We start from the raw sequence: 15,272 nt of genomic DNA, 5'->3' as shown, positions 1-15,272 counted from the left end.
AAATTCAACCAATTCATATAAAATAAACCGGTATCAACAAACTTGGCACACTATTGAGTTCTCAAACAACAGACACATTCGGATACTTCTCGAAACAATTCGCGATTCAATTCGCTAATTTATTTTGTTTCGCATTTCTTCGCTGCGATGTTTATAGCTTATTTCATTCATTTTCACTTTGCAAATCCGGGTTGTTTTCCCGTTATTCACTTCAGTGAAACGAATCCGCCCAGCACCATGGGAAGCTTTTCTTCATTCAGTGCTTTGCACCTGAAGAATTGCTTCTCAGTGTTGGGGGGTTTGTCGCCACTCAGCGGCGGCGACTCAGAAGACATTACACGCTCCCCCGCAGCCGTGCAAATCGGCTGCGGGGAAGCGTGCGAGGGAGAGTTTGTGGTGCTAGCTGCCCGATACCCGCACAGTGGCCAGGTTCTTTTTACCCCTGCGCAACAGCAGGTATTTGCCGTGCAGCAGTTCGGACCTGGGTATCACGGCGTCGGGATCGGACACCTTGGCGTTGTTGACGTACGCGCCGCCTTCGCCAACGATCCTGCGCGCGGCCGACTTGCTCTCCGACAACCCTGACGCAACCAGCAGATCGATGATCCCCAGGCCGGCGCCGTCGACTGCGGCCGACGGAAGCTCGGACGTGGCCGCGGCGAGAGTCTGCTCGTCCAGCCCCGACAGGTCCCCGTTGCCGAAGACCGCAGCCGACGCCGCGATGACCTTTTCAGTCGCTTCGACGCCGTGAACCAGCGAGGTCACCTCGTACGCGAGCTTGCGCTGGCCCTCGCGGGCAAAGGGACGTTCGGCAACCGACAGCCCGATCGCCTCGATCTCGGCGCGGCTAAGGAAGGTGAAGACCTTGAGCCGGTCAACAACATCGGCATCGGCGGTGTTCAGCCAGAACTGGTAGAACGCGTAGGGGCTGCACATGGCCGGATCCAGCCAGATGGCGTTGCCTTCGCTCTTACCGAACTTGGTCCCGTCGGCGTTGGTGATGAGCGGGGTGCCGAGCGCGTGGACGGTGTTGCCTTCCACCTTGCGGATGAGTTCCGTGCCGCTGGTCAGGTTTCCCCACTGATCGGAGCCGCCGGTCTGCAGCACGCAGCCGTAGTCGCGGTAGAGCTGCAGGTAGTCCATGCCCTGCAGGATCTGGTAGCTGAACTCCGTGTAGCTGATGCCCTCGTCGGAGCTGAGCCGGGACGCCACGGCGTCCTTGCGCAGCATTGTGCTCACGCGGAAGTGCTTTCCGATCTCGCGCAGGAAGTCGATTGCACTCAGCGGCGCCGTCCAGTCGAGGTTGTTCACCATGCGGGCGGCGTTGGCGCCCTCAAAGCTGAGGAATCGCCGTACCTGGGCCTGCAGGTAGCCCACCCACTCCGAAACTGTGTCCTTCGTGTTCAAGGTGCGCTCCGCCGTCGGCCGCGGATCACCGATCAGGCCGGTGGAGCCTCCCACGAGTCCAAGGGGCTTGTGGCCCGCCAGCTGCAGGCGCCTCATGAGGAGGAGCTGGACCAGGTTCCCCAGGTGAAGGCTCGGGGCCGTGGGATCGAACCCGCAGTAATACGTGACCGGCTCCCCCGCGAGGAGTTTCTCCAGTTCCACCTCATCGGTGGACACGTGGACAAGCCCGCGCCATTTGAGCTCCTGCCATACGTTGGCGAAGCTGGGATCGTTCTGCTGGGATTCGAGGTCGTTTAGGTGTGACACGCCTTCTAAGTTAGCAGGATCGGCGGCACCCGGCGTCAGTTCACCGGGCGCCCGTCATCAGGGCCGGCAACGGACGCCCTGAACCACTCCCGAACAACCTCAGCGTTCGATGCCGGCAGGTATGCCCGCGCCCGCGATCAGCCGGAGCCGCTGTGTGGGCCGGGTCATGGCCACGTAAAGGTCGCCCACCCTGCCATGTTCGTGGTTCAGCATCGCGGACGGTTCCAGGACCACCACGCCGTCGAATTCCAGTCCCTTCGCTTCGCGGGGGCTGATCACCACGACGTCCTGTTCGTAACTGCCTGCCCCGGTGCCGATCCGGCGGCCGTATACGGCGCGCAGCGCGGTGGTGGCCTCGTTGAGAAGGTCGCCGTCGGCAATCACGGCGAGCAGGCCGCCGTCGAGCGCGGCGAGCTCGTCCGGGATGACCTCCACGAGCCGGCTCACCAGGCTGCCCGGCTCCACCCGGTCAATGATGGGCGACCAGCGGCCTTCCCGGACGGCCTTGGGCGCGGACACCACGAGGCCGGCGGCGTTGGCCATGCGGGCAGCGGCCTCCGCGACCTGCGACGGCGTCCGGTAGTTGACCGTAAGTTCCTCGAGCTGCCAGCGGTCGCCGAACAGCGGCGAAAGGGCGCCCTGCCATGAGTTTGCACCCGCCACGGAGCTGGTCTGGGCGATGTCCCCCACGATGGTGAAGGATTTCATCGGGCAGCGGCGGACCAGGAGGCGCCACTGCATGGGTGACAGCTCCTGCGCCTCGTCGACCACGATGTGGCCGAAGGCCCACGTGCGGTCGCTGGTGGCGCGCTCTGCGGCCGTCAGCCGGGCCTCGCGCTCCTGGTTCTGCTCAACTAGTTCCTCGGCCGACATCAGGACATCGACGCCGGCGGTCTCCATGTTGACCAGCGTCTGCCGGGCATTGGCCAGGTCGCGGGCGCGGTCGTGCTCCTGCTGGGCGAGTCCGCGGCCCGCGGCGGCATCGAGCTCGCCGAGGAGCTCTGCCGCCTCGTCGAGCAGCGGAACGTCGGACTCGGTCCACGGCGCGTCAGGGGCGCGCAGCAGCTGCTCGCGCTCCTGTGCGGTGAGCTTGGGCGTGCAGGCTTCCAGGATCGCGGGCTTGCTCAGCAGTTCGCTGACCAGCTTTTCCGGTGTCATCGGCATCCAGCAAAGGTTCAACGCGATGCGCACGTCCCGGGCTGTCCGGACGTCCTCGGCGAGGTAGGAGCGGTCGGCATTGTTGCCGATGCTGCCGGCTTCAACGAGTTCCGTCATCTGCTCCGTCAGTTCCCGCAGGAGGATTTTGACGAAGGTGACGCGGGCCTCGTTGTGGGGCTTTCCCGTGGAGCGGGCACGTTCCCGGGCGCGGCGGACCTGGCGCGGTGTGAGGACGAGCTTGCGCCCGTCGACTTCCAGAATGCGGTTCTCAGCGGGGATGCGCTGCCGGTTGGCCACGGCATTGGCGATGACCTCGGCCATGTCCAGCCGCCCCTTGATGGCAGCAACGTCCGCCTCGGGCTCGGGCACGGCATTGATGCCCGGCATCAGCCTGCCAAGGCTCGCCATCACCACGCCTGTTTCGCCCAGCGACGGGAGGACCCGTTCGATGTATTTCATGAAAGACGACGACGGCCCCACCAGCAGGACTCCGGCGGTCTTGAGCCGGTCCCGGTGGGTATACAGCAGATACGCGGCGCGGTGGAGTGCGACGGCGGTCTTTCCGGTGCCCGGCCCGCCCTGGACCACGAGGGCCCCGGAGATGGAGGAGCGGATGATGCGGTCCTGCTCGGACTGGATGGTGCCGACGATGTCCGACATCCGGCCGGTGCGCTTGGAGTTCAGGGCGGCCAGCAGCGCGCCCTCGCCCTGCAGGGAATCCGAGTCGGCCAGCATGTCGGCGTCGAGGACGTCGTCCTCAATGGCCTTGACCTCGCGGCCCTGCAGGATCAGGTGCCGGCGCCGGCGCACGCCTTGGCGGTCGAACGCGGTGGCCTGGTAGAAGTGCCCGGCCTCAGGCGCGCGCCAGTCCACCATGAGCCGGACCAGGTCCTCGGTTGTGAGCCCGATGCGGCCGATGTACTGCGCCTCACCGGAGTCGAGGTCAAGCCGCCCGAAGACCAGGCGGTCGTCGACGGCGTCGAGCTGTGCCAGGCGGTCCTCGTAGAGGGCGGCGAAGGCGTCGCGTTCGGAAACATTCTGCATGGTGCCAACGGCACCCGCCCGGCGGACCTGCGCCAGCTGGGCGCGCTTTTCCGCGCGCAGTTCATCAAGCCGTGCGTACAAACCGGCAACATAGTCCCGTTCGTGGGCCAAATCGGCGTCGTGCATCTAGACGTTCCCCTATCGCAAAAGACAGACCGTCCATTCTACAACCATTTTGGAGAACATGGCGGCGGCGGCCGGACTGGCGGCCGGCCGGAGTGAGCTGGCGGCCGCATGGCGGATCCTAGAGGCGCAGCAGGGAGCGCACTCGGTGCCCGGCGAGGGCCGAACGCCCGCGCAGTTCGCCGAGTTCCATGACCACGCCCACCCCGGAGACGTGGACTCCGCAGCGCTCGAACAGCCGCGCCGCCGCGCCGAGGGTGCCGCCCGTGGCCAAGACGTCGTCCAGGATCAGCACACGGCTTCCGCGGGCCAGGTCCGTGGTGTGCAGCTCGAGCGTGGAAGTGCCGTATTCCAGGGCGTAGTCCTCTGAAAACACCTCGCGGGGCAGCTTGCCGGCCTTCCGCACGGTGATCACGCCCGTTCCGGTGGCATAGGCTGCCGCGGCCGCGAGCAGGAAGCCGCGGGCCTCCACGCCGGCCACGGCGTCGAACTGTCCCTTGAAGGGTTCCACAAGTGCGTCCACAATGGCCCGCAGCGCCCCGCCGTCGGCGAATACGGGCGTCAGGTCCCTGAACATGATTCCCGGCTTCGGGTAGTCTGGCACGGTGGCGCAGAGGCTGCTGATCAGCTCGTCCACGGGGACGGATCTGGGGGCGGGGGCTGGTTCGCGCTGGTTCACGCGTCAAGCCTACTGCGCGGCAACTTACGGCGCCGAACGGACCTTTGCCGCCTTATAACGGGAAACGGTGGGGTCACCGGTCAGCCAAAACCGCCAGGGGTAGTCGTGGGATCCGCCGTCGCCGGAGACGCCGACCCTGGGGCCGGAGCTGATGTCCGCCGCGGGAACCGGCGGAAGCTGCAGCCCGAAGGGGGCGCTCAGCGCGTCGCGCCCGCTGTCCGCCGTGGTCAGGCCCAGGGCCAGGGCAAGCCTCGCCGGACCGCTGGCCAGGTCCCGGGCCGATTTCGACGTCGGCCGCCGCACCAGCGCCGCCTCCCGGCCCGCCACCACCTCGCCGGCGCGGAGCAAAACGGCGGACGCGTGCCCGGCCGGTCCGCAGACGATGTTGGCGCAGTAATGCATGCCGTAGGTGAAGTACACGTAAAGGTGTCCCGCCGGGCCGAACATCGGCGCGTTCCGGCGTGTGGGGCCGCGGAAGGTATGGGACCCGGGGTCCGGATGCTGGGAGTCGCCGGGTCCCATGTAGGCCTCCACCTCGGTGAGCCGCACGGAGACCGGGCCGTCGGGGGTTTCGTGGGTAAGGATCGCGCCCAAGAGCAGCGGGGCGATCTCCCGGGCATCGCCGGACAGCACTTCCCGCACACGGTCCTCCGGCACCAAGGGCCTGCTGCTGACGGTCATGCTCAGACTCTACCGAACGGCCCGCGAGGCAACGCGTCACCCCGCCCACGCCCATGTCCGATTTCCGCTAGCCCTGCCCCGTGCCGGCTGGCAGGATGGGTTCATGGACTTTTGGCAGCGCTACCGCGCAATCGATGCGCGGGACACCCGTTTCGACGGGCAGTTCTACACGGCGGTGCGGACCACGGGCATCTACTGCCGGCCGTCGTGCCCGGCCAGGACGCCGAAAGCCGAGAACGTCACCTTCTACGAAACCTCGGCTGCGGCCCACGACGCCGGCTACCGCGCCTGCAAGCGGTGCCTGCCCGAGGCAGTGCCGGGAACGCCAGCCTGGAACATCCGCTCCGACGTTGCCGGCCGGGCCATGCGGCTCATTAACGACGGCGTCATCAACCGCGACGGTGTCGAGGGCCTGGCCGCGTGCCTGGGATATTCGTCCCGCCAGCTGAACCGGATCCTCAGCCATGAACTCGGCGCGGGCCCCCTGTCCCTTGCCCGGGCCAGCAGGGCGCAGACCGCCCGCACGCTGCTGGTCTCCACGCCCATGAAACTCGCCGACATCGCCTTTGCCGCCGGATTCAGCAGTGTGCGCCAGTTCAACGAGACGGTGGGCGAGGTGTTCGATATGACGCCGACCGCCCTGCGCGGCACCGCCCGCCACCACCCGACCCCGGCGGCCAGCACAGCCCTCACCCTGAATCTTCCCTACCGCGAACCGTTCGATCCCGGCGTCTTCAGTTTCCTGGCCGTCCGGGCCATCCCGGGGATCGAAACCGGAACGCCGGCTTCCTACGCGCGCTCACTCAGGCTCCCGCACGGCGACGCCCGCTTTCGGGTGGATTACGACGCCGGCGCTCCCGGCCGGCCGCTGGTCCTCACCATTGGCGCGGTGGACCTGCGGGATCTCCCGGCGCTGCTGAGCCGGGTCCGGCGGCTTTTCGACCTTGACGCCGATCCGGTGGCCATCGACAGTGCGCTCGGCGCTGACCCACGGCTCGCGGCGGCTGTCGCCTCCGCTCCCGGCATCCGCATGCCCGGGGCCTTAGACCCGCAGGAACTCCTGATCCGCGCGATGACCGGCCAGCAGATCACGGTTGCCGCGGCGCGGACGGCACTCACGCAGCTGTCCGTCGCCGGCAGCCCCAGCATGGCGGCCGGGGACGGGCTCGACCGGCTGTTCCCCACGCCGGCACAGATCGCCGCGGCGGGCGGGGAGCTGCTGCGCGGGCCGCGGCGCAGAATAGAATCACTGGTGGCAGCCGCCCGGGCCCTTGCCGACGGGGACCTGGAGCTGGGGTACGGGGATGACCTGCCCGGGCTGCGCGCAAAGCTGCTGCCCGTGCCGGGGGTGGGACCCTGGACGGTGGGCTATGTCGCAATGCGGGTCATCGGAGCCCCGGACGTGTTCCTGGCCAACGACGCCGCCGTGCGCAACGGAATCCGGGCCCTTTCCGGCGCGGAGGGCGCTGGGTCCGGCCCCGGCGCAAACAGGGTGGCCCGGACATCGGATTTCAGCGAGGTCAGCCCGTGGCGGTCCTATGCCACGATGCACCTCTGGCGCGCGGCCGCGGCCGCACCCAAGACCACCCCCAAGACCACTGCCACCACTGCAGCACAGACTGCCCGGACGGCCCAACCAACGAAGGCGACGATATGAAAGCCCAGCTACTCACCATGGCCACCCCGGACGGCCCGTTCACGATCATTGCAAGGGACGGCGTGGTGCTGGCGTCGGGCTGGACCGCGGACGCCGGCGAACTCACCGGCCAGATACACCCCGAGCTGCGGCCCGAGGCCTACGATGCCGTGGACGATCTCGGCCCCATTTCCGCCGCCGTGCAGGCCTTCTACGCCGGCAACCCGGCACCGGCAATGAGCGTGCCCGTGCTGCAGAAATCGGGACCGTTCCGTGCCCACGCCTGGGATGTGCTGCGGACCGTCAGCCCGGGAGCCCCCGTCACCTACACCGAGTACGCCGTACTGTCAGGCAATGCGAAGGCAGTGCGCGCTGCCGCCAGCGCGTGCGCTTTCAACGCCGCGGCCCTTTTCGTGCCGTGCCACCGGGTGGTCCGAACGGACGGCACCCTCGGCGGCTTCCGGTGGGGGCTCCGCGTCAAGGAAAGCCTGCTGGCCCGCGAAAGGGAATCGCTCGCAGCGGAGTCTCTTACAGTGGAATCATTCACGGCGGACGCTCTCGCCGCCAATGCATTTACGGCCCAGGCGCGCTAGGCAGGCGGCGCGATGCCGGGCCCCTACTTGGACGCCGGAACTCCCGACGGCCACGGCAGCAGCTCCGGCAGGTCCACACCGTCGGCAGCGGCGGAGGCGCGCAGGCTGCCAAGTGAAGGTTCGCGGCCAGCGAGCCAGGCCGCAATGTCGGTAACCATTCCGCTGATGACCGTGGAACGCCCGCCGGCACCGATTGCCACGGGCGGCAGCCCCAGCGGCTGGAGCACGAACTTCTGTCCTTCCGGCACGCGGGCGGACAGGAAATCGAAGAGGTGTTCGCAGAACAGCCGGCTCCAGGTCTCCGGCCCCCGCCCGGTGCCGAGGTCGGACGCATGGATCACGAGCTCGCGCCACAGGGCCAGTCCGCCGTCGAACACCACTCCCCCGCGGTAGGAAATGGGAACCTGCCAGATGCCAGGTGCAAGCGAGTCGAACGCGTGCAGGGCCCGTTCGATCGCAGCGGCGAGATCGCGGCGGTGTTCGTCGATGCCATGGCCGGCGGCCGCCTCGATGGCACTCGTGCGGCCCTCGTAACCGCCGTCGTAAAGCTCCACCGTTTCACCGCGGGCGGCGAATTCAAGCTGCCGCGCCATGGCGTTCGAGATGCCGGCGATGTGCGCCAGCACATGGCCGCGGGTCCATCCCGGCAATGTTGAGGGTGCCGGGATATCTTCTGCGGTGAGTTTGCCGGCCTGGGAGGCAACGACGTCGGCAGCTTTGTGGAGTTCGGCCAGCAACGTGTCCGGTGTGATTGCGGTCATACGGCAATGGTAGCGGACAGTTAATGAGCCTTAACGCGGGCCCCGCACCGGGCCGGGGCCGTAGAAGTGCCGGGCCCCGCCACGCGGACCTTGGCGGCCCTGTAACGGCCAGTAGAAGTTCAGCGCGGCCTTGTGGTTGGCGGCCAGCTCCCTGCCCTTACGCGAGGTCCTGGAGGTGGCGATGTGCCAGCCGTCGGGATCGATGTTCGGCAGTGAACGCACAACGCTCTCTCACCTTTGGCAGGAAATCCGCCGACCCTCCTGCAAGTGATGCAGGAGCGTCGGCGGAAACGCTGCAGGAAGTGAGAGAGCGTGTGGCTGTTAGCCTGCGTACTCGCGGACGCCGGCGAGCTCGGCTTCCAGCGCGGCGAGCTGGCGTTCGACGGCGGCCGGCGCCGTCCCGCCCTGCGAGTTCCGGCTGTTGAGCGAGCCTTCCGTGCTGAGGACCGTGCGGACCTCGGGCGTGAGGTGCTCCGAGATGGCCGCGTACTCGGCGTCGGTCAGGTCCCAGAGCTCGACGTCGCGGCTTTCCGCCTGCTTCACGGCGGCACCGGAGAGCTCGTGCGCCTCGCGGAACGGAACACCCTGGCGGACCAGCCATTCGGCGATGTCCGTGGCCAGTGCGAAGCCCTGCGGAGCGAGCGATTCCATCCGTTCGGTGTTGAACTTCAGGGTGGCGATCATGCCGGAGACGGCCGGGAGCAGCAGTTCCAGCGTGTCGGCGGCGTCGAACACCGGTTCCTTGTCCTCCTGCAGGTCGCGGTTGTACGCGAGCGGCAGTCCCTTCAATGTGGCCAGCAGGCCGGTGAGGTTGCCGATCAGCCGGCCTGCCTTGCCGCGCGCCAGCTCCGCGACGTCCGGATTCTTCTTCTGCGGCATGATCGAGGAGCCGGTGGAGTAGGAATCGTGCAGGGTCACGAAGGAGAACTCCTTGGTGGCCCACAGGATCACTTCCTCCGAGACGCGGGAGAGGTCCACGCCTATCATGGCCGTGACCCAGGCAAACTCGGCGAAGACATCGCGGGAGGCGGTGCCGTCGATCGAGTTGTGCGTGGCAGAGAAGAAGCCCAGGTCAGCTGCCACGGCCTCCGGGTCAAGGCCCAGTGAGGAGCCGGCCAGTGCACCGGAACCATAGGGCGAAACCCCGGCGCGCTTGTCCCAGTCCTGCAGCCGCTGCACATCGCGGAGCAGCGCCCACGCGTGGGCCAGCAGGTGGTGGCTGAGCAGGACCGGCTGCGCGTGCTGCAGGTGGGTGCGGCCGGGCATGGCCACTCCCTGGTGCGCCTTGGCCTGGTCCACGAGTGCCTCGATGGTGGCCAGCACGCCGCGGGCAATGATCCGGGCGTGGTCGCGCAGGAACATGCGGCCAAGGGTGGCCACCTGGTCGTTGCGGGACCGCCCGGCGCGGAGCTTGCCGCCGAGCTGGGTGCCGGCGCGCTCGATCAGGCCGCGCTCCAGCGAGCCGTGCACATCCTCGTCGGACTCCGCCGGCAGGTAGGCGCCGGAGGCGACGTCCTCATCCAGCTGCGTCAGGGCAGCGAGCATGCCTTCGAGCTCGGCGTCGTCCAGCAGGCCGGCCTTGTGCAGCACGCGGGCGTGCGCCGTGGAGCCGGCGATGTCGTAGCGGGCCAGCCGCCAGTCAAAGTGCGTGGACTTGCTCAGTGCCGCGAGGGCGTCCGCGGGACCGCCGGCGAACCGGCCGCCCCACAGCGCGCCGGTGTTCGTGGCCTCAGACTTGGTGCTATCGCTAGCCACGGGGCCTACTGCCCTGCGACGCGGATGTCGCGGCCGGAGGCAACCTTGGCGGACATGCCCCACAGCTCGATGAAGCCGCGGGCCATGGACTGGTCGAACGTGTCGCCGGTGTCGTAGGTGGCGAGGTCGAAGTCGTACAGCGAGGTTTCGGAGCGGCGCCCGTTGACGATTGCCTGGCCGCCGTGCAGCACCATGCGGATGTCGCCGGAGACGTACTTCTGGGTGTCCTCGATGAAGGCGTCCAGGGAGCGCTTGAGCGGGGAGAACCACTGGCCGTCGTACACCAGCTCGGCCCAGCGCTGGCCAACAGTGGCCTTGAAGCGGGCCTGCTCGCGCTCGATGGTGATGTCCTCAAGGTGCTTGTGCGCGGTGATCAGCGCCATGGCACCCGGTGCCTCATAGATTTCGCGGGACTTGATGCCCACAAGGCGGTCTTCGACAACGTCGATCCGTCCCACGCCCTGCGCACCGGCGCGGCGGTTCAGTTCCTTGATGGCCTGCAGCGGCGTGACCTTGACGCCGTCGATCGCTACCGGCACGCCGGCTTCGAAGGAGATGGTGACTTCATCCGGTGCCGGCGGGAATTCCGGGGCGGCGGTGTAGTCGTAGATGTCCTTCGTGGGGGCGTTCCAGATGTCCTCGAGGTAGCCGGTCTCGACGGCGCGGCCCCAGACGTTCTGGTCGATCGAGTACGGGTTCTTCTTCGTGGTCTCGATCGGCAGTCCCTTTTCCTCGGCGAAGGCAATGGCCTTGTCGCGGGTCAGGGCGAGGTCGCGGACCGGGGCGATGCACTTCAGGTCCGGGCCGAGGGTCTGGATGCCCACCTCGAAGCGGACCTGGTCGTTGCCCTTGCCGGTGCAGCCGTGGGCCACGGTGGTGGCACCGAATTCGCGGGCGGCCTTGACCAGGTGCTTGACGATCACGGGACGGGAGATGGCGGACACCAGCGGGTAGTGGCCCTGGTAGAGGGCGTTGGCCTTCAGCGTGGGCACGCAGTATTCGTTGGCGAATTCATCGCTCGCATCGGCCACGTAGGCCTCCACGGCGCCACAGCCCAGCGCGCGCTGCCGGATGGTCTCCAGCGATTCGCCGCCCTGCCCGACGTCGACCGCCACTGCGATGACCTCGGCGCCGGTGGCTTCACCGATCCAGCCGATGGCTACGGAAGTATCCAGGCCACCGGAGTAGGCCAGAACAATACGCTCAGTCACTTGAAACGCTCCTTTGTTGTTTGTAGATCATGCTTGTCTGAAAAAGTCGCCGCAAAAATTCGTTCGGTAAAGCGTGCCACACCGCCGCACCCGGCCGCGTGCTGGACCGCTACTGGCTGGTGCCGGCTTCCTCGGCGAGCTGCAGGAACCGCGCCGCGAGCTCGGGTCCGCCCAGCGGATCCCGGGCCACCAGCAGCACGGTGTCGTCGCCCGCAATGGTGCCCAGGATGGACGGCATCACGGAATGGTCGATCGCGAGGGCCAGGAAGTTCGCGGCCCCGGGAGGCGTCCGGAGCACCGCGATGTTCGCGGATGCCTCGGCCGTCACCAGCAGTTCCCCGCACAGCCGGGCCAGCCGCGCATCCAGGATTTCCTGGCTGACTCCGCTCTTGGCAGCCCGTTCCCCGCCCTCACCGGGGACGGCGTAGACCAGGACGCCCTCCTTGCCGCGGACGCGGACGGCGCCGAGCTCCACGAGGTCGCGGGACAGTGTGGCCTGCGTGACCTGCACGCCGTCGTCCGCGAGCAGCGCCGCGAGCTCCGCCTGGGAGCGCACCGACTCGCCCGTCAGGATCGCGGTGATCCGCGCCTGGCGGGCTGTCTTGGTGGCCGGGCTCGCGCCCGGTACCGACGGGTTGGTGGACACTAGAACGTGCTCTCCCCAGTTCCTTCAACGGGCGAGAGACCGTCGACGAAGGCCAGCCCCGACCGGTGCATGAGCCAGGCCATCAGGGCCTTCTGCGCGTGCAGGCGGTTCTCGGCCTCGTCCCAGACGATGGACTGCGGGCCGTCAATGACGCCCGCCGAGATCTCGTAGCCCCGGTAAGCGGGAAGGCAGTGAAGCACGACGGCGTCTTCCGCCGCCTGCGCCATGGCGGCCTCGTCGACGGCGTACTCCCGGAACAGCTGCAGCCGGGCTTCCTTTTCCGATTCCTGGCCCATGGACACCCAGGTGTCGGTGGCCACGACGTCAGCGCCCTTGAGCGCTTCCGCGGCGTCCGTGGTGATGAGGACGGAGCCGCCGGTTTCGGTGGCGCGCTCCTGGGCTGCCGCCACGATGCCGGCCGCCGGCAGGTAGCCGTCGGGCCCGGCGATCCGGACGTGCATTCCGGCCGTGACACCGGCCAGGAGGTAGGAGTTGGCCATGTTGTTGGCGGCATCCCCCAGGTAGGCCATGGTGAGCCCCTTGAGTTCGCCCTTGTGCTCCTTGACGGCCAGCAGGTCCGCCAGCAGCTGGCAGGGGTGGTAGTCATCGCAGAGGGCGTTGATGACGGGAACCCGGGAGTTTTCCGCCATCGCCACCAGGCCCGAGTGCGCGCCGGTCCGCCACACAATGGTGGAGACCATGCGCTCGAGCACCTTGGCCGTGTCCTCCACCGATTCCTTGTGGCCGATCTGCGCCTCGCCCGGGTTGATGATCAGGGCGTTGCCGCCCATGTCGGCCACCCCGGTGGCGAAGGACACCCGGGTCCGGGTGGAAGTCTTGTCGAAGATCACGGCCACGGTCTTGCGGCCGTTGCCGTCCGCGGCAAAGGGCTGGACACTGTATGGCGCCGCTTTCATGCGGACTGCCAGTTCGAGGACTTCGGCCTGCTCGGCCGGGCTGAGGTCGGTGTCCTTGAGGAAGTGCCGGATCAGGGGTTTGGGAGTCACTGCTGCTGTCACTGTGCTTCCTTTGCGGTTTGCAGGATGGCCGGAAGGGCGGCCAGAAAACGGTCCGCCTGATCTTCCGTGAGGATCAGCGGCGGGGCCAGGCGGATGGTCCGCGGCCCTGGGCTGTTGATGATGTAGCCGGCGTCGAGCGCGGCCGTCACGGCGGCGGGGGCAACGTCGGCGTCGAGGTCGAAGCCGATCAGGAGTCCCTCCCCGCGGACCGCCGTGACACCGTCGACGGCCGCCAGGGCGGCGCGGAGGTGCTCCCCCACCGCCCGGACGTTCTCCAGCACGTGCTGGCTTTCGACGGTGTGAAGCGTGGCCAGGGCGGCGGCCGTGGCCACCGGGTTTCCGCCGAAGGTGGTGCCGTGCTGTCCTGCCGTCAGGAGGGATGAAGTCTTTTCGCCGAACGTGACCAAGGCTCCGATCGGGAAACCGCCGCCGAGCCCCTTGGCAAGGGTGACGGCGTCGGGAACAATTCCGGCGTCCTCGCTCGCCAGCCATTTTCCGGTGCGGCCGATGCCGGTCTGGACCTCATCCAGGATCAGCAGGGCACCGGCCTGCGACGTGAGCTCGCGGGCCGCCTGCAGGTAGCCGGCCGGAAGGGGCCGCACGCCCGCTTCCCCCTGGATGGGTTCCAGGAAGACGGCGGCGACGGTGTCGTCCACTGCATTGCGGAGGGCCTCAATGTCGCCGAACGGAATGTGCACCACACCGCCGGGCATCGGTTCGAAGGGCGCCCGGTAGGCTTCCTTCGCCGTGAGGGCCAGAGCCCCCATGGTCCGGCCGTGGAAGGCGCCCTCCAGTGCGATGATTTTGGTCCTGGGTTTGCCGTCGGGGCCGGCGGAATTCCGGCGGGCCAGCTTGAAGGCGGCCTCGTTGGCCTCGGTGCCGGAGTTGGTGAAGAAGATTTTCGAACCCGCCGGCGCCTTGCTCAGTGCCAGCAGCTTCTCGGCCAGGGCGATCTGCGTGGGGCTGGTGAAAAAGTTGGAAACGTGCCCCAGCGTGGCCAGCTGGCTGGCGATCACCGAGGTCACGAACGGGTGTGCGTGGCCCAGGGCGTTCACGGCGATGCCGCCGAGCAGGTCCAGGTATTCCTTGCCGTCGGCGTCCCAGACCAGGCAGCCGGCTCCGCGGACCAGGACGCGCTGCGGCGTGCCGAAGACGCCCATGAGCGATGACGAGTAGCGCGCCAGCCATTCGGCGCCGGCATGGCCGCGGGTTTCCACCAGCTCAGCCACCGGCGACTGCTCAACCACTGCTGATTGTTCAAAGTTGCTCATGCGTCCGTCTCCTCGTCCGGGACCACTTGGGTGCCGATCCCCGCCGTCGTAAATGTTTCAAGCAGCATGGAGTGGGCCAGGCGCCCGTCCACGATGTGCGCGCGCTCCACCCCGCCGTCGACTGCCTTGAGGCAGGCCTCCATCTTGGGGATCATGCCGGATTCGAGCGACGGCAGCAGGTCCCGGAGTTCGGAAGCGGTCAGCGACGAGATCAGCGACGAGCGGTCTGGCCAGTTCGCGTACAAGCCTTCGACGTCGGTCAGGATCACCAGTTTGGAGGCCCCCAACGCTTCGGCCAGCGCGGCAGCGGCGGTGTCCGCATTGACATTGAGGACCTGCCCGGTGGTCTGGGCCCGCTGCGCTCCGCCGTCGGCCGTGCCGCCATCGAAAATCTCCGGGGCCACGGTGGAGATCACCGGAATCCGGCCGGCGGCCAGGATGTCGACGATTCCTTCCGGATTAACGCCCACAACCTCACCCACCAGGCCAAGGTCCACTTCTTCGCCGTCGACGACAGTGCCGGTGCGGACCGCGCGGAGCAGGCCGCCGTCCTCGCCGGACATGCCGACGGCGTAGGGACCGTGGGAGTTGATCAGGCCCACGAGCTCGCGGCCCACCTGGCCGGTGAGGACCATGCGCACCACGTCCATCGCCTCGGGGGTGGTGACGCGCAGGCCGCCCTTGAACTCTGATTCGATGCCTAGCCGGCTCAGCATGGCGTTGATCTGCGGGCCGCCGCCGTGGACCACCACGGGGTGGATCCCCACGTGGTGGAGGAACACGACGTCTTCAGCGAACGCGCGGCGGAGGTCGTCGTTGACCATGGCGTTGCCGCCGTACTTGATCACCATGGTGGTGCCGGCGAAGCGCTGGATCCACGGCAGGGCCTCGATCAGCGTGCCGGCCTTGTCCTGGGCATCGCTCATGGACGTGGTCTCGCGGGTCTGGGTGTTCATGCTGCTGTTCTCCAGGTGCTGGTGGA

14 protein-coding genes are annotated in these 15,272 nt (G+C 67.8%); 2 read left to right on the top strand and 12 right to left on the bottom strand.

Annotation, left to right across the window (positions count from 1 at the left end; all coding sequences use genetic code 11):
* Nucleotides 1-399 precede the first annotated feature (399 nt).
* The 4 genes from tyrS to CXQ90_RS05035 all read right to left on the bottom strand — a co-directional run bounded on the left by tyrS (nt 400) and on the right by CXQ90_RS05035 (nt 5,398).
* A complete protein-coding gene (gene tyrS, locus CXQ90_RS05050; protein WP_104137411.1) occupies nt 400-1,713 on the bottom strand; it encodes a tyrosine--tRNA ligase in 1,314 nt (437 codons plus the stop codon).
* A gap of 99 nt (nt 1,714-1,812) precedes the next feature.
* Nucleotides 1,813-4,041 carry an AAA family ATPase gene (locus CXQ90_RS05045; RefSeq protein ID WP_104137409.1) on the bottom strand — a complete coding sequence of 743 codons (2,229 nt, stop codon included), beginning with the start codon at nt 4,039-4,041 and terminating at the stop codon, nt 1,813-1,815.
* A gap of 118 nt (nt 4,042-4,159) precedes the next feature.
* Nucleotides 4,160-4,717 (bottom strand): adenine phosphoribosyltransferase, encoded by a 558-nt coding sequence (locus CXQ90_RS05040; protein WP_104137408.1) that lies wholly within the window; start codon nt 4,715-4,717, stop codon nt 4,160-4,162.
* Nucleotides 4,718-4,741: 24 nt separating this feature from the next.
* Complete coding sequence (locus CXQ90_RS05035) at nt 4,742-5,398, bottom strand: DNA-3-methyladenine glycosylase (protein ID WP_104137406.1); 657 nt, start codon at nt 5,396-5,398, stop codon at nt 4,742-4,744.
* A gap of 103 nt (nt 5,399-5,501) precedes the next feature.
* Between CXQ90_RS05035 and CXQ90_RS05030 the strand changes: the two genes are divergently transcribed.
* Both CXQ90_RS05030 and CXQ90_RS05025 read left to right on the top strand, forming a co-directional pair.
* Entirely contained in the window at nt 5,502-7,055 is a 1,554-nt protein-coding gene (locus CXQ90_RS05030) for a DNA-3-methyladenine glycosylase 2 family protein (protein WP_104137405.1), read from the top strand.
* Entirely contained in the window at nt 7,052-7,627 is a 576-nt protein-coding gene (locus tag CXQ90_RS05025) for a methylated-DNA--[protein]-cysteine S-methyltransferase (RefSeq protein WP_104137403.1), read from the top strand. Before CXQ90_RS05030 ends, CXQ90_RS05025 begins: the two co-directional genes overlap by 4 nt.
* Nucleotides 7,628-7,650: 23 nt before the next feature.
* On the opposite strand, the gene CXQ90_RS05020 is transcribed toward CXQ90_RS05025, so the two are convergent.
* The 8 genes from CXQ90_RS05020 to argB all read right to left on the bottom strand — a co-directional run bounded on the left by CXQ90_RS05020 (nt 7,651) and on the right by argB (nt 15,246).
* Nucleotides 7,651-8,388, bottom strand: coding sequence for a maleylpyruvate isomerase family mycothiol-dependent enzyme (locus tag CXQ90_RS05020; protein ID WP_104137402.1), 738 nt, complete (start codon nt 8,386-8,388; stop codon nt 7,651-7,653).
* A 30-nt stretch (nt 8,389-8,418) separates the two neighbouring features.
* Nucleotides 8,419-8,610: a pyridoxamine 5'-phosphate oxidase family protein gene (locus CXQ90_RS05015; protein ID WP_308470541.1), complete on the bottom strand. Its 192-nt coding sequence runs from the start codon at nt 8,608-8,610 to the stop codon at nt 8,419-8,421.
* Nucleotides 8,611-8,709: 99 nt separating this feature from the next.
* Nucleotides 8,710-10,143: an argininosuccinate lyase gene (gene argH / locus CXQ90_RS05010; protein ID WP_104137400.1), complete on the bottom strand. Its 1,434-nt coding sequence runs from the start codon at nt 10,141-10,143 to the stop codon at nt 8,710-8,712.
* 5 nt (nt 10,144-10,148) lie between these two features.
* The gene (locus tag CXQ90_RS05005; RefSeq protein WP_078026484.1) at nt 10,149-11,354 is read right to left on the bottom strand and encodes an argininosuccinate synthase; all 1,206 of its coding nucleotides are present in this window, start codon (nt 11,352-11,354) and stop codon (nt 10,149-10,151) included.
* A gap of 109 nt (nt 11,355-11,463) precedes the next feature.
* The gene (locus CXQ90_RS05000; RefSeq protein ID WP_104137399.1) at nt 11,464-12,000 is read right to left on the bottom strand and encodes an arginine repressor; all 537 of its coding nucleotides are present in this window, start codon (nt 11,998-12,000) and stop codon (nt 11,464-11,466) included.
* A complete protein-coding gene (gene argF, locus CXQ90_RS04995) occupies nt 12,000-13,019 on the bottom strand; it encodes an ornithine carbamoyltransferase (RefSeq protein WP_181038426.1) in 1,020 nt (339 codons plus the stop codon). The genes CXQ90_RS05000 and argF overlap by 1 nt, the downstream gene beginning before the upstream one ends.
* A complete protein-coding gene (locus CXQ90_RS04990) occupies nt 13,016-14,290 on the bottom strand; it encodes an acetylornithine transaminase (RefSeq protein ID WP_104137397.1) in 1,275 nt (424 codons plus the stop codon). The genes argF and CXQ90_RS04990 overlap by 4 nt, the downstream gene beginning before the upstream one ends.
* Complete coding sequence (gene argB, locus CXQ90_RS04985) at nt 14,287-15,246, bottom strand: acetylglutamate kinase (RefSeq protein WP_104137396.1); 960 nt, start codon at nt 15,244-15,246, stop codon at nt 14,287-14,289. The genes CXQ90_RS04990 and argB overlap by 4 nt, the downstream gene beginning before the upstream one ends.
* Nucleotides 15,247-15,272 lie beyond the last annotated feature (26 nt).

The sequence above is a fragment of the Arthrobacter sp. ZGTC131 genome (genome assembly GCF_002929275.1).
Taxonomy (GTDB): Bacteria; Actinomycetota; Actinomycetes; order Actinomycetales; family Micrococcaceae; genus Arthrobacter.
This window is presented reverse-complemented; position numbering and strand designations above follow the sequence as displayed.